Source organism: Streptomyces sp. LUP30 (genome assembly GCF_001746365.1).
Taxonomy (GTDB): domain Bacteria; phylum Actinomycetota; class Actinomycetes; order Streptomycetales; family Streptomycetaceae; genus Streptomyces.
On sequence record NZ_MJAJ01000046.1, the window covers coordinates 37,627 to 50,078 of the forward strand.

12 protein-coding genes and 1 tRNA gene are annotated in these 12,452 nt (G+C 70.7%); 4 read left to right on the top strand and 9 right to left on the bottom strand.

Features of this window, described 5'->3' with window-relative positions; all coding sequences use genetic code 11:
* Positions 1–192: 192 nt before the first annotated feature.
* Positions 193–702: a MarR family winged helix-turn-helix transcriptional regulator gene (locus tag BG482_RS30315; RefSeq protein WP_069772371.1), complete on the top strand. Its 510-nt coding sequence runs from the start codon at positions 193–195 to the stop codon at positions 700–702.
* A gap of 202 nt (positions 703–904) precedes the next feature.
* On the opposite strand, the gene BG482_RS30320 is transcribed toward BG482_RS30315, so the two are convergent.
* Both BG482_RS30320 and BG482_RS30325 read right to left on the bottom strand, forming a co-directional pair.
* On the bottom strand, positions 905–2,449 hold the full coding sequence (locus tag BG482_RS30320; protein ID WP_069772372.1) for an MFS transporter: 1,545 nt from the start codon (positions 2,447–2,449) through the stop codon (positions 905–907).
* A gap of 276 nt (positions 2,450–2,725) precedes the next feature.
* Entirely contained in the window at positions 2,726–3,376 is a 651-nt protein-coding gene (locus BG482_RS30325; RefSeq protein ID WP_069772373.1) for a TetR/AcrR family transcriptional regulator, read from the bottom strand.
* Between the two features lie 490 nt (positions 3,377–3,866).
* Between BG482_RS30325 and BG482_RS30330 the strand changes: the two genes are divergently transcribed.
* The 3 genes from BG482_RS30330 to BG482_RS30340 all read left to right on the top strand — a co-directional run bounded on the left by BG482_RS30330 (position 3,867) and on the right by BG482_RS30340 (position 7,212).
* Entirely contained in the window at positions 3,867–5,180 is a 1,314-nt protein-coding gene (locus tag BG482_RS30330; RefSeq protein WP_069772374.1) for a M6 family metalloprotease domain-containing protein, read from the top strand.
* Positions 5,181–5,397: 217 nt separating this feature from the next.
* A complete protein-coding gene (locus BG482_RS30335; RefSeq protein WP_069772406.1) occupies positions 5,398–7,071 on the top strand; it encodes a helix-turn-helix domain-containing protein in 1,674 nt (557 codons plus the stop codon).
* Between the two features lie 65 nt (positions 7,072–7,136).
* A tRNA-Arg gene (locus tag BG482_RS30340) sits at positions 7,137–7,212 on the top strand.
* 66 nt (positions 7,213–7,278) lie between these two features.
* On the opposite strand, the gene BG482_RS30345 is transcribed toward BG482_RS30340, so the two are convergent.
* The 7 genes from BG482_RS30345 to BG482_RS30375 all read right to left on the bottom strand — a co-directional run bounded on the left by BG482_RS30345 (position 7,279) and on the right by BG482_RS30375 (position 12,317).
* The gene (locus BG482_RS30345; protein ID WP_069772375.1) at positions 7,279–8,427 is read right to left on the bottom strand and encodes a site-specific integrase; all 1,149 of its coding nucleotides are present in this window, start codon (positions 8,425–8,427) and stop codon (positions 7,279–7,281) included.
* The gene (locus BG482_RS30350) at positions 8,427–8,627 is read right to left on the bottom strand and encodes a helix-turn-helix domain-containing protein (protein ID WP_069772376.1); all 201 of its coding nucleotides are present in this window, start codon (positions 8,625–8,627) and stop codon (positions 8,427–8,429) included. Before BG482_RS30350 ends, BG482_RS30345 begins: the two co-directional genes overlap by 1 nt.
* A gap of 186 nt (positions 8,628–8,813) precedes the next feature.
* A complete protein-coding gene (locus tag BG482_RS30355) occupies positions 8,814–9,959 on the bottom strand; it encodes a DUF3631 domain-containing protein (RefSeq protein ID WP_069772377.1) in 1,146 nt (381 codons plus the stop codon).
* Positions 9,956–10,390, bottom strand: coding sequence for a hypothetical protein (locus tag BG482_RS30360; RefSeq protein WP_256096528.1), 435 nt, complete (start codon positions 10,388–10,390; stop codon positions 9,956–9,958). Before BG482_RS30360 ends, BG482_RS30355 begins: the two co-directional genes overlap by 4 nt.
* Positions 10,387–11,295 carry a bifunctional DNA primase/polymerase gene (locus BG482_RS30365; RefSeq protein ID WP_069772378.1) on the bottom strand — a complete coding sequence of 303 codons (909 nt, stop codon included), beginning with the start codon at positions 11,293–11,295 and terminating at the stop codon, positions 10,387–10,389. The genes BG482_RS30360 and BG482_RS30365 overlap by 4 nt, the downstream gene beginning before the upstream one ends.
* A gap of 89 nt (positions 11,296–11,384) precedes the next feature.
* Positions 11,385–11,834: a hypothetical protein gene (locus tag BG482_RS30370; protein ID WP_069772379.1), complete on the bottom strand. Its 450-nt coding sequence runs from the start codon at positions 11,832–11,834 to the stop codon at positions 11,385–11,387.
* A 12-nt stretch (positions 11,835–11,846) separates the two neighbouring features.
* Positions 11,847–12,317 (bottom strand): hypothetical protein, encoded by a 471-nt coding sequence (locus BG482_RS30375; RefSeq protein ID WP_069772380.1) that lies wholly within the window; start codon positions 12,315–12,317, stop codon positions 11,847–11,849.
* Positions 12,318–12,452: the final 135 nt, after the last annotated feature.

A 12,452-nucleotide genomic window follows, 5' to 3' on the forward strand; every position in this document is an offset into this window, starting at 1 on the left:
CCGGCGCTCCCGGCTCTCCGGGGCGTTCTGAGCGCTCTCTGCTCTCCCAGCACTCCCGGCGCTCTGCGCGCCCCGGACGTCCTGGGCGCTCCGAGCACACGCACATGGTTGATTGAAATCTAAAACGTCAACGTCACCGAGCATATTCCCAAGTGGTTTAAATTTCAAGGAGAGGACGTTTACAGTGGAGACATGAAGACGGCATCCGCATCCGCTGAAGAGCCCCGCTGGCTCACCGCCGAGGAGCAGCTCATCTGGCGCTCCTACGTACACGCCACCACCCTGCTGGAGGACCACATGGACCGCCAGCTCCAGCGGGACGCGGGCATGCCGCACGTCTACTACGGCCTTCTGGTCAAGCTCGCCGAGTCCCAGCAGCGGCGACTGCGGATGACCGAGCTGGCCAAGCACGCGAAGATCACCCGCTCCCGCCTCTCGCACGCCATCGCCCGGCTGGAGAAGAACGGCTGGGTGCGCCGGGAGGACTGCCCCTCCGACAAGCGCGGTCAGTTCGCCGTGCTGACCGACCAGGGCCTGGAGATGCTCAAGCGCGCCGCGCCGGGCCACGTCACCGTCGTCCGCAACGCCGTCTTCGACCGGCTCAGCCCGGAACAGCTGAAGTCCCTCGGCGAGATCATGCAGATCGTCGCCGAGGGACTTCAGCCGGACGAAGCGGGTGCGGACCTTCCCTGGCTTCGCTGACCCTGCCGCCGCCCCGTGGCCGCCCGGACAGGTCCGGATGGGCACAGGGCGGCGGCACGGTCGGCAAGGGCGCGGGGGCGGTCGGGTCACGCCGGAGGGGGTGTCCCCGACGCCCGCCCCGAGGGCCTCTTCTCCGTGAGGCCCGGCCGGGCGGGGCCACGCGGGTCCCGGGACCTCCCCCGGCGGGCCGGGGTCGTACGGGTCAGTGGACCATCACCGGGACGGCGTCCTCGGCGTCCTTCGCCCCGGAGCCGGCGACCGCGCCCCCCATGTCCGGCTTGCCGGCATTGACGAAGGTCAGGGCGATCGTGGCGGCCGCGACCAGAATGCCCACGGCGAACCAGATGGCGCTGGTGTAGCCGTGCACCATGCCCTCCAGCTGCACCAGCTGCTGCTGCGGCTTGGAGGCGGCGCCCGTCATGTGGTCCTTGATGTACGACGTCGTCGCGGACGCGGCGATCGTGTTCAGCAGAGCGGTGCCGATCGCGCCGCCCACCTGCTGCGAGGTGTTGACCATCGCGGAGGCGACACCTGCGTCCCGCGGCTCCACGCCCTGAGTGGCCAGCGACATGGCCGGCATGAACGCCGTGCCCATGCCCAGACCGAGCAGCAGCATCGCCGGCAGCAGCACGGCCGCGTACGAGGAGCCGATCTCCAGGCGGGTCAGGATCAGCATGCCGAGCGCGGCGACCAGGAAGCCCGGACCCATCAGCAGACGGGGGGCCACCCGGGTCATCAGACGGGTGCCGATCTGGGTCGAGCCGGTGATCATGCCCGCGATCATCGGGAGGAAGGCGAAGCCGGTCTTGACCGGGGAGTAGCCCTTCACGATCTGCAGGTAGTACGTGAGGAACAGGAACAGGCCGAACATCGAGATGATCGCGAGGCCGAGGGAGAGGTAGATACCGCCCCGGTTGCGCTCGGTGATCACGCGCAGGGGCAGCAGCGGGGCCTTGACCTTGGACTCGACGACGACGAAGGCGGCCAGCAGGACGGCGGACGCGACGAACATGCCGACGGTCACGGAGTCGCTCCAGCCCTCGGACTCGGCGCGGGTGAAGCCGTACACCAGGGAGACCAGACCGAGGGTGGACAGGATGACGCCCGGGATGTCGAGAGCGGAGCGGTTGCGGCCGCCCTCGGGCTCACGGATGACGAAGTAGGCGCCGGCCGCGGCGATGATCGCGAACGGGATGTTCACGAAGAACGTCCAGCGCCAGTCCAGGTACTCGGTGAGGAAGCCGCCGAGGATCAGGCCCACGGCGCCGCCACCGCCGGCGATCGCGCCGTAGATGCCGAAGGCCTTGGCGCGCTCCTTCGCGTCCGTGAACATCACGGCGAGCAGAGAGAGCGCGGCGGGCGCGAGCAGTGCGCCGAACGCGCCCTGCAGCGCGCGGGCGCCGAACATCATCGCCTCGTTGGCGGCCGCGCCGCCGAGCGCGGAGGCCGCGGCGAAGCCGCCGAGGCCGACGACGAAGGCGCGCTTGCGGCCCCACAGGTCGGCTATCCGGCCGCCGAAGAGCAGCAGACCGCCGAAGGCGAGGGCGTAGGCGGTGACGATCCACTGCCGGTTGCCGTCGGAGATGCCCAGGTCCAACTGGGCGGAGGGCATCGCGATGTTCACGATGGTGGCGTCGAGGACGACCATCAGCTGGGCGAGGGCGATGAAGGCCAGCGCTTTCCAGCGGTTGGCGTCCGGGACGCCTGCCCTGCCGGGGGCCGGGGCCTTCTGGGCTGTTTCAGACATGGGGATACCCGCTTCGGTACTTCAGTGACGGAAAAAACGGAGAAAACGACAGGAACAACAGGAACGGCAGGAAGTAACAGGAAGTAACAGGGAACGACGGAGAATCAGGAAGGCGACGAAATATGACGAAAGGCGTGAAACCGTGATGCGGTGGCATGACGGACGTCTGCGGCGGGGGCGGCGGTCCGTCCTCGCTGACGGCCGCTGCACTCGACGGGCGTGCTGGCTGTATTGACTGCTGGGGTTCTGCGAACTAATCGCTTATGGACCAGTCGCTCAGGACTGGCGCAGGTCCTCCATGGTCACGGCGACTCCCGGGAGCACGGAGGGGGCCGGGGCCCGAAGTCCGTCCAGGAACAGCTGCAGGTGGCGGTGGACGAAACGGTCGACGCTCAGGCAGGCGGTGCCGGCCGGGGGCCGGCTGAGCTGGGCCACCACGATCATCAGGTCCCCCACGCCGACGTCGGGCCTGAGCTGCCCGGACGCCTTCGCACGGTCCATGACCTCCTCGATGATCCGCTCGACGCGTTCGCGGGCGGCTTCGAGGTCGGGGTGGTGCTCGTCGAACGTGCTGGAGACCATCGGGCACAGCGCGCTGATCCGCTCGTCGGCGGTCGCGTGCACGAATCGCTCCAGCGCCCCGAACGCGTCGCCGGTCTCGGCGAGGGCGACCTGTCCGGCGCGGACCGTGCGGTCCAGCACCGAGCAGACGACCTCACGGACCAGCGCGTCCCGGTCGGGGAAGTTCCGGTACACCGTGGCGTTGCCGACGCCGGCCCGGCGAGCGATCTCGTCGAGCGGCACCTCGGGGCCGAACTCGGTGAACATCTCGCGGGCGGCGGTGACGATCCGCTCCCGGTTGCGCAGGGCGTCGGCGCGGGGCCGGGTCGCCTTGCGCTCTGCGGGAATCGCGGTCGCGGTCTGCACGGCGTACTCCTGACTGAGGCTCTGAGCCCGACTCGTCGGGCATCCGACCGGAACGGATCCGGCCGGTGACGAGTCCGACTCGGGACTGAGATGCGATCCGGGGAGCGAGTCCCCGTTTCACTCGGACACATGGCTAAACGGGGAAGGCGTCCCCGGTTATTTCCCGGATCCAGAACTTTCTTGCTGTGACCTGGATCACGTCCACATAGGCGGCCGGAGCACCCCGGCCCGGGGCGCGCACCCCGGCAGCTCCGCGGCGCCGTCACCGCGGCCACCGTCGCCCCGCCCACCCGCCGCGACCTGCGCCCCCTGCCCGCGCCTCCCTCACCGCCCACCCGCCCACCGAGGCCCCGCGATGCCCCCCGACGCCCGTACCGGCCGGTAATCCACGATCGGTCTCCTCCAGCGCGCGTCCCCGGGCGGCCCGGCAGAGGGTGATCGAAAGGGTGCAGCCGGTGACCGCTGGCTGCCCGGAGCGAAAGGCCCCTGCATGCAGCCGCAGCCCGTGCGCACCGGCCGGGACCCCCTGAGCCGCCGGATACGCCCGCGTCGCGTCGCCGCCTTCGCCTCGGTCACCGTCCTGACCCTGGCGGTCAGCACGTCGGCGGGCACGGGCCATCGTCTGCCGGTCCCCGGCTCGACGACGGCCGGCGCGGGCCCCGTCGCACTGGCCCGCTCCTCCGCCCTCGCCCCCTGCATGATCAACGCCGGCTCGGCCGTCCAGATGTCCGAAGGCCTGCCCACCCCGGGCGGCTACTCCCGCTCCACCGGCACCGTCCGCGCCCTCACCCTGATGATCGACTTCTCGGACGCGCCCGGCCGGGGCAGCGCGCTCAGCCGCTACCACGAGTTCTTCCCGCAGACCGAGGAGTGGTTCCGCACGGCCTCCTACGGCCGACTCGACTACCGCGCCGAGACCCCGATCCGGCACTGGCTGCGCATGCCCAAGCCGTTTCACGCGTACGGCATAGAACGCGGCGCGCCCTTCGATCCCGGCTACCGCGAACTCGTCCAGGACATGGTGACCGCCGCCGACCCCACGGTCGACTTCCGCGCGTACGACCTCCTGAACGTGCTGGTCACCCCCAACGCCGGGCCCTCCGCGCTGGACACCGTCCTGTCGGTGACGTTCGCCGGCAACGTGGAGGCGCCGGTCGCCGACGGCGTCGCGGTGGCGAACGCGTCCTTCGTCTACTCACGCCAGGACGACGGCTCGGGCTCCTACGACCGCACCGGCTACCGGGTCCTCCCGCACGAGAACGGCCACGTCTTCGGCCTGCCCGACCTCTACACACAGGAGGGCGGAGGCGCCGTCGGCCACTGGGACATCATGAGCGAGGACTGGGGGGCCAACAACGACCTGCTCGGCTGGCACAAGTGGAAACTCGGCTGGCTGGACGCCACCCAGATCTCCTGCGCGGCGTCGCCGGGCACCAGGGAGTACACCCTGACCCCGCTCTCGCGCGCGGGCGGCCCGAAACTGGTCTTCGTCCCCATCGGCGACCGCACCGGCTACGCCGTCGAACTGCGCACCCGCGGCGGCAACGACGAGAACGTGTGCCGGCCCGGCGTCCTCATCTACAAGGTCAACGCCGACGTCGACACCGGCATGGGACCGGTGACCGTCTACGACTCCCGCACCGACAGCGGCGGTTGCACCCGCAGCCCCAACGTCCACGCGGAACTCTCCGACGCCCCCTTCACCCCGGGCGAGACGTTCAAGGACCCCAAGCGAGGCATCCGCATCGCGGTCGACGCGGCGGACCCGCAGGGGAACTACCGGGTACGGGTGACGCGCAAGTAACGCACCCGGCGACCGGGCGGCCCCGCTCTCCCGCCCGCCCGCTCTCCCGCCCGCCGGACCGCCGGACCGCCGTCCCCCGCGGCACCCCGTTACGGTGTCCACGAGATCGACGATCGACGAGGTTCACAAGAATTACGAGATCCACGAGATCCACGGGATCGAGGAGATCGACGATCGACGAGGTCCGAGAGGTCACGACGGGGAGCACAAGCCGCCCATGCCACTGCCCGACCCCATCCCGACGCCCCCCGCCGAGGCCGTAGCCCCGCTGATGCGCGGCGTCGCCGTGCTGCAGTGCCTCACCGAGGCGAACGGTGTGCTGAGTCCGAGCGCGCTCGAACGCGCCACGGGCCTGGCGCGCTCCACCGTGGACCGGATCGTCGCCACCCTCGCCCGCATGGGATACGTCCGGCTGGACGGCCGGGACGCCACCCTCACGCCCCGCGTCATGGAGCTGGGCAATGCCTACCTGGCCGCCCTGCGCCTGCCCGCCCTGCTGTCCGCGCGCGCGGACGCGCTCGCCGACGAACTCGACGAGTCCGTGTCCCTGGCGGTCGCCGACCACGACGGCATCCGCTTCGTCCACCAGGCGACCCGCCGCCGCGCGATGTCCCTGAGCTTCCGCATCGGCGACTTGCTCCCGGCCGAACGCACCGCGCCCGGCCCGCTGTTCGCGACGGAGTGGACTCCCGAGGACTGGCAGACCTGGCGCACCCGCCTGCGGAAGGACCCGCAGAACCGAGACTTCCCCACAGTCCCCCCTGTCCCGCCCATCTCGACCGCTCCACCCGTCCCACCCGTCCCACCCGTTTATGGACCGCCGGGTGGCCCAAGGGCGGCGTCCATCGACTTCGAAGGACGGACGAGGGACGCCGCCTCCGCGCACTACGCCCTGGACGACCAACTGATCGAACCGGGCCTGGTGGCCGTCTCCGTCCCGGTGCGGGATCCCCGCACGGGCCGGATCGCGTGCGCGGCGAACGTCGTCAGCCACACCAGCCGCCACACGGCGGCCGACCTGCGCGACACACTGCTCGCCCGTCTGCGGACGGCCGTCGCGACGATGGAGGAGGACCTGCGCCAGGCGCCGCCCCCCGCATCCGGCCCGTCGCGCTCCGGTCTGGCGATCTGGACGGGAGCGTCCAAGCAGGAACTGGGCCGCGAGTTCATCGAGTCCCTGGCCCGCGGGCTGACCGTCCTGACGGCGTTCGGGGAGGGCAGGGCGGAACTGACCCTGACGGAGGTCGCGAAGGCGACCGGCCTGGCGAGGGCGACGGCCCGCCGCGCACTGATCACCTACGAGTACCTGGGCCTGCTGAGCCCGACCGGCGCCGCAGCCGAGGGACCCGCGCACCGCGCCTTCGCCCTCACCCCCCGCGTCCTCTCCCTCGGCTTCCCGCCCCTCTCCCGTACGCCCCTCCCCCAGATCGCGCTTCCCCACCTGCGGACTCTGACGGACGCCATCCAGGAGACGACGTCCCTGGCCGTGCTGACCGAGGCGGGCGACGAGGTCCAGTACACGGCCCGGGTGCCGGCGAGCCACGTCATGAGCGTGGACGTACGCCTGGGCACACGGCTCCCGGCAGCCAGAACGACAGCAGGCCGCCTGCTCCTGGAGAAGCCCCCGGGCCCGGGCCTCACCACCCCCGCCGACCCCGTCGCATACACCTTGACGGACGAGGAACTGGAGCAGGGCGTGCGCGCGATCGCGGTCCCCATCCGCGACCGGGCTGGCCGGGTGATCGCCGCCCTGAACGCGTCAGCCCACGTCGCACGCCGCACGACCGAGGAGAGCGTCCACCACATACTCCCCGCCCTGAGATCGACCGCCTCCCACATCGAGACAGACCTCCACACCGCGGCCCGCTTCACCCGCGTCCCCCTGACCTGACCCCACACACCCCCACACCCCAGATCCGGTACGCTGACGCCAGTGACCCACGGGGCCACCACCCCGCCTTCGTAGCTCAGGGGATAGAGCACCGCTCTCCTAAAGCGGGTGTCGCAGGTTCGAATCCTGCCGGGGGCACCAGGGAAAACGGCCCGGACCGACATGGTCCGGGCCGTTTTGACGGCAGCAGTTGACGGCAGTCGCCTCTCAGGCGGCCGGCAGACGGCGCTTGAGCAGCCGGTCCATGTGACTGATGGCCTCCCGCTGGGTGTCGTGCACAACGTGCGTGTACACGTCCATCGTGATGCTGATCTGGCTATGCCCCAGGATCTCCATGATGACCCGTGGTGCGACGCCGGCCGCCGTCAGCAGCGTGGCGCAGCCGTGCCGCGCGTCGTGGAGCCGGACCACCCGCAGCCCCGCGTCAGCGGCGACGCGCGTGAAGGATCGGTAGACGTTCCGCGGCTCGACCGGTCGGCCGTTCCGCGTGGCGAAGACGTAGCCGGTCTCGGACCAGACAACGCCCGTGCGCGCGAACGTCTCCCGCTGTCGCAGCCGGTGCCACCGCAGCGGCGCGATACACAGTGCAGGCATCGGCACCACTCGGATCCGGCGACTCTTGGGATCGTCGTCGTACAGCGTGCCCCTGCGGCGCTGCGTCTGCTGACGGACGTGCACGACGCGGTTGTCCAGGTCCACATCCGACCAGCGCAGACCCCCCAGCTCGCCGCGCCGCAGCCCCATGGCAATGGCCAGCACGAACGCCGCGTATAGCGGATCGCTCCGCGCGGCTTCCAGGAAGCTCAGCGTCTCCTCCAGCGACCAGGGGCGGATCTCCCGCTGCTTGACGCGCGGCGGCTCCACCAGCGACGCCACGTTCCGCGCGATCAGCTCCTCGCGCACGGCCGCCGTGAGCGCAGTGCGCAGCACCCGGTGCGCCTCTTTCGCGGTCGCGGCCGTGTGTGCGTTCTGCACGCGGGTGATGAAGCGGCGCACGTCCGCCACACTCAGCGACTCCAGCCGCCGTGTGCCCAGCAAGGGCACGAGATAGAGCCGGACCTGCACCTCGTATTTGTCGTACGTGCTGAGCTTGCGGCGCGGTTCGACGTAGTGCTTCAGCCAGTACGGCAGCCACTCGGAAAGCTTCGCGGACCGGGTGGGAGTCGGGATGCCCTGGCGGTCACGCAGAACCAATTCCTGGCGCTTGGTGTCGCACTCCTCCCACGTGGTGCCGTAGACGGTCTTGCGCTTGCGGGTGCCGTCAGGTTGGGGGACATAGACGCGCGCTTCGTAACGCCCGTCCTTGCGCTGCCAGATGCTGCCAGCACCGTTCGGATTCCTTTTGCGGGATGTCATCAGGCCGCGTTCTCCTCGATCTGTTCCTGAATGAAGGCGCGCAGGCTGTCGGGTGCCACGCGACGTGCACGGCCGACGGTGAAGCTCGCCAACTGGCGGGTGCGAATGAGGTCGTAGACCTTGCTGCGACTCAGGCGCAGGGCGGTCATGACCTCGGGGACTGTGAGCGCTTCAGGCGCTGCGGGCAGGGCGGTGCGCACGACAAACCTCCGGGGTAGTCGCGGGGGCTTCCTGCCCCCCTCCTGGGAAGTCCGCTACTTCCGCTACCGCCGCTACCTCGCAGGTCAGGGGCCTGTTCGAGGTAGCGGGAAGGGGTAGCGGTAGCGGATGGGTAGCGGCGAGGTAGCGGCAACTTCCGACGCTTGCCGCTACCTCATCACTGCTGGTCAGACCAGGTATTCGGTGCCGGGTAGCGGAGGTAGCGGACTTTCCGGGGGTGGAGGGCAGTAGCGGGCCCACGCGTCCCAGAGATCGGCGGCGTAGTAGCCCTTGAGGACGCTGCCGGCGGCCTTGATGTTGCGGGAGGTGATCGGCTCGTTGTCGGCCGTCATGTACTCCGCGAGCATCTTCGACAAGCGGCGGTTGTCGAGCGGCTTGCCGCCCAGGTCGGCCCACGGGGCGTCGTCGAGGGCGTTGAGCCGGTCGAGGATGGCGACGGTGGGCAGGCGGTCGATGCCGACCATGACGTGGTCACGCAGGTCCGTCAGCAGCCGCACGCCCAGGCTGCCCTTGTCGTTGGCGCGCGAGGCTTTGACCAAGGTCAGGCAGGCTTGCCGGGCCCGGTCGGGCCAGTCGCCTCCGGCGGCGTCGGCGATGGCGAGCAGGGGTTCCCACACGTCCGCCGGCCGGTCGGCGACCCCGTCGGGCATGTCCGGCCACGCACCCATGACGAACCCTCGGGCCTGCTCCGCCCATTCGGCGAGCCGGTCGCGGAGCTTGTGCCCCTCCGCTTCGTGGATGCGGGCCCGGAAGGGTTCGACCTTCTCGTTTCTGGCCCGGCGGCGCATGCGGATGATGACGGAGCGGGTCAGGATCGTGTCGGGCAGTGATCCGAGTCCGGCGACCGCGACCGCGCAGTACGAGGGGAAGGCCTGCACGGTCTGGTTGCCGCCGTCGCCGATGCACCGGTAGGTGACCCCGGTACGGCGGTGACCGGCGTTGAGGAACCCGCGCAACTCCTCGTTGTCCCCGGCCTTGGGGCCGAAGACGGTGTCGATCTCGTCGAACAGGATCGTCGGCTTGCCGTTGGGCCCGGAGACGGACCGGAACAGGGCGGCGGCGGATGCGTTGACGGCCGTCATGGGCTGCGGCACGAGCGTCTCGACGATCTCCAGCGCCCGTGTCTTGCCCGACCCCGGCTCGGGGGACAGGAAGGCGATGCGGGGGGTGGAGTCGAAGCAGTCGAGCAGGTGGGCGTGCGCGTCCCACAGGGCAACGGCGACGAACGCGGCGTCGGTGGGGAAGACGTTGAAGCGGCGGTGAAAGGCCTCGACCTCGTCCAGCAGCGCGGCCCCGTCGATGACAGTGCTCATGCGGCGGCCCTCCCTTCGGGCAGCGTTGCGGGGACTCCCGCGCAGGCGGTCTCGTGGGCGGTGTACTCGTCGACCAGGGCGGCCACCCGTCGCGGGCCGGCGGCCGTGGCGGTCTTGCCGCAAGCGCAGGCGTAGGCGGCGCTGGGAAAGTCGCCATAGCGCTTAGACCAGCGCGCGCCGTCTTCGTGGTCGCGGTAGACGGGCGGGGCGTAGATGCGGATACCGGGCCGCTCCGGTGTCGGGTCGGAACTGGGAGCGGGGTCCGTGTCGACGATCGGGGAGCGGTCCGGGCACAGAGCAGTGACGACGCCCTGACGGGCGGCATCCTCAGGCCCGCCGATGGCCGGCCGGGGTGCGGTCCACCGGGCAGCGTCCGGGCCGTCCGGGGCGGCGGTGATGCTCTTCAGGGAGGGGCGGGCAGGGGTGCTCATGCCGTCGCCCCCCTGCGGCTCTGGTTGTGGGTGATGGACCAGTTCAGGGCGCTGCGGAGAGTGGAGCGGCACTCGGCGACGGTGAGTCCGGCCGCCTCTCCCGCCTCCTGAAGAGCCTGCTCGACCGTGTGGCGGGGGAGGTCGCCCCACGCGACGAACCGCCCCAGTGCTCGCGCCGCGCGGAACAACGTCGCTTCCCGTGCTCCGAGTTGGGCCGCGGCGACGTTGCGCGTCTCGGCGACGAGTGCGACGTCCGCGTATCGGCTGGATTGCCCCGGTAAGGCCATCGAAGGGGCCTGCCGAGCCTTGGGGGCAGGCTTGAGGATGCTGTGCAGCCATCCGGGCAGTGGGGCCGCCTCAGAGGCGCACAACGGCTCGTAGGGCCCGGCGGGGGTGATGGATCCGGCGGCGACGACGTATCCGCCCCACGCGCGGGTGTCGACCAACTCGACCACGGTTCCTGCCGTGTTGGAGAGTCGCACGCCGGTCGGGGCGGTGAAGTACAGGTGTGTTCCGCCGCTTGCGGTCCGGGTGCGGTAGGTGGCGGGGACGGGGTGGCCGGCGCGCTCGCAGAGCGCCCCGAAGGTCGCCGCGCCGCCAGGCGCGTCCGAACTTCCCTTGTCCTTCGGGATGTCGAGGTCGACGACGACCAGCCCCGACGGGCCGGTGGCGATGCCAACGTTGAAGGGGCCGTGCGACCAGGTGGCGCGGATGCGGTCCGGGTCGGCGGTGGCGCGTTCCTCCCACTTCCTGTGCCTGCTCGTGCAGGGGCCGGTGCCGGGGCAGGACTGCTCGCCGTGCAGGGCGGGCCGCTTGGTGCCAGGGCGCAGCGGGAAGACGTGCCATCCGCGTGCGGCGGCGTCCAGCGCTGCACGCAGCAGCGCGGACCGGGCGTCATGGGTCATGCTGGAGGTCTCCAGTCCTGTGAAGGGTGCTGGTGGACAAGGGCGGCCCCGCGACTTTGGCGAGACGTGAGGGGCCGCCCTTGGCGTAGCTACTGGCCGTTCGTGGCCCAGTGGGCGTACTGCTGACGGACGTAGGCGCGCGGGTCACAGTCGGCGTGCGCGTCGTCGAGCACGACAAGGAACTTGGCCGCGATGTAGGCGGTGTCGTCGTCGCGATAGTCCGCCCCGTCGGCGAGCGCGATGCGGTCGAGGACGGCGGCCTTGCGCAGATAGAAGCCGCGTTCCAGCTTGGTGTAGCAAGCGGCGGTACCGAGGGTGTGCGCGATCCAGTCGAGTTCGCTGTGGATGCTGGGGGCGTCGGCGTAGGCCTGCTCGGGCTCGGGCCACACGTCGGCGTGGTCGGCGTCGAGGTAGAGGCGCACGCGGTTGCCGTCGCGGGCGGGATGGACGCTGACCCTTCCGGTCTTGAACGCGGTCTCCAGGGCGTCGGTGACGCGGTCGGAGTCGGCGGGGTCGCAGATGACACGGATCTCGAACACGTAGGGCTCCTATCAGCCGTTGAAGTGGTTGCGCTTGAAGGTGGCTTTGCGGATGTGGAAGGTGTTGCCGCCGCTCGCGCTGCTGCGTCGTCCGCCGAAGATCTGCACGGCGATCCATCCGCCGAAGATCACGGCCGCGAGGGTGATGAGCTGAGTGATCAGCGCGGTGAGTGCGGTGATGAACGTGGTGAGCAGCAGCAGTCCGCCGCACACGGCGAGGAACCCGACGCCTCCGAGGGCGACGTTCACCGCGGCCCGAGAGACGGCCGGCTTGGCGGCGGTCGGGTCCGGCTTGGTGGGTTCGATGGCGTAGCCGGTGACGATCCGGCCGTCCGGCAGGACCACGCTCGCGACCGCGGGCACGGTGCCGGGCGGCACGGGCACGAGGGGTGCCATGTACGGCGCGGCGGGGGTGATCCGGGTGGGCTGGTGGACTTGCCCGGCCCGGACGGCGGGCGGGTTGTGGGCGTGTTCGGGGTACATGCGGAATCCCTTCCGGTGCTGGGTTGGGGAGGCGGGGACACCCCCTGCGGGGGGCGTTGTGGAGGGGGTTTCAGGGGTGCTGACCTGCGCGCCTCCCCGCTTCCCCGAAACACTGTTTTCGCTGATCAACGTGGG

What these genes read in the sequence shown, in the direction of transcription:
- BG482_RS30315 (WP_069772371.1), top strand. Translation starts at nt 193, where the DNA reads ATGAAGACGGCATCCGCATCCGCTGAAGAGCCCCGCTGGCTCACCGCC.
- BG482_RS30320 (WP_069772372.1), bottom strand. Translation starts at nt 2,449, where the DNA reads ATGTCTGAAACAGCCCAGAAGGCCCCGGCCCCCGGCAGGGCAGGCGTC.
- BG482_RS30330 (WP_069772374.1), top strand. Translation starts at nt 3,867, where the DNA reads ATGCAGCCGCAGCCCGTGCGCACCGGCCGGGACCCCCTGAGCCGCCGG.
- BG482_RS30335 (WP_069772406.1), top strand. Translation starts at nt 5,398, where the DNA reads ATGCCACTGCCCGACCCCATCCCGACGCCCCCCGCCGAGGCCGTAGCC.
- BG482_RS30345 (WP_069772375.1), bottom strand. Translation starts at nt 8,427, where the DNA reads ATGACATCCCGCAAAAGGAATCCGAACGGTGCTGGCAGCATCTGGCAG.
- BG482_RS30355 (WP_069772377.1), bottom strand. Translation starts at nt 9,959, where the DNA reads ATGAGCACTGTCATCGACGGGGCCGCGCTGCTGGACGAGGTCGAGGCC.
- BG482_RS30360 (WP_256096528.1), bottom strand. Translation starts at nt 10,390, where the DNA reads ATGAGCACCCCTGCCCGCCCCTCCCTGAAGAGCATCACCGCCGCCCCG.
- BG482_RS30365 (WP_069772378.1), bottom strand. Translation starts at nt 11,295, where the DNA reads ATGACCCATGACGCCCGGTCCGCGCTGCTGCGTGCAGCGCTGGACGCC.
- BG482_RS30375 (WP_069772380.1), bottom strand. Translation starts at nt 12,317, where the DNA reads ATGTACCCCGAACACGCCCACAACCCGCCCGCCGTCCGGGCCGGGCAA.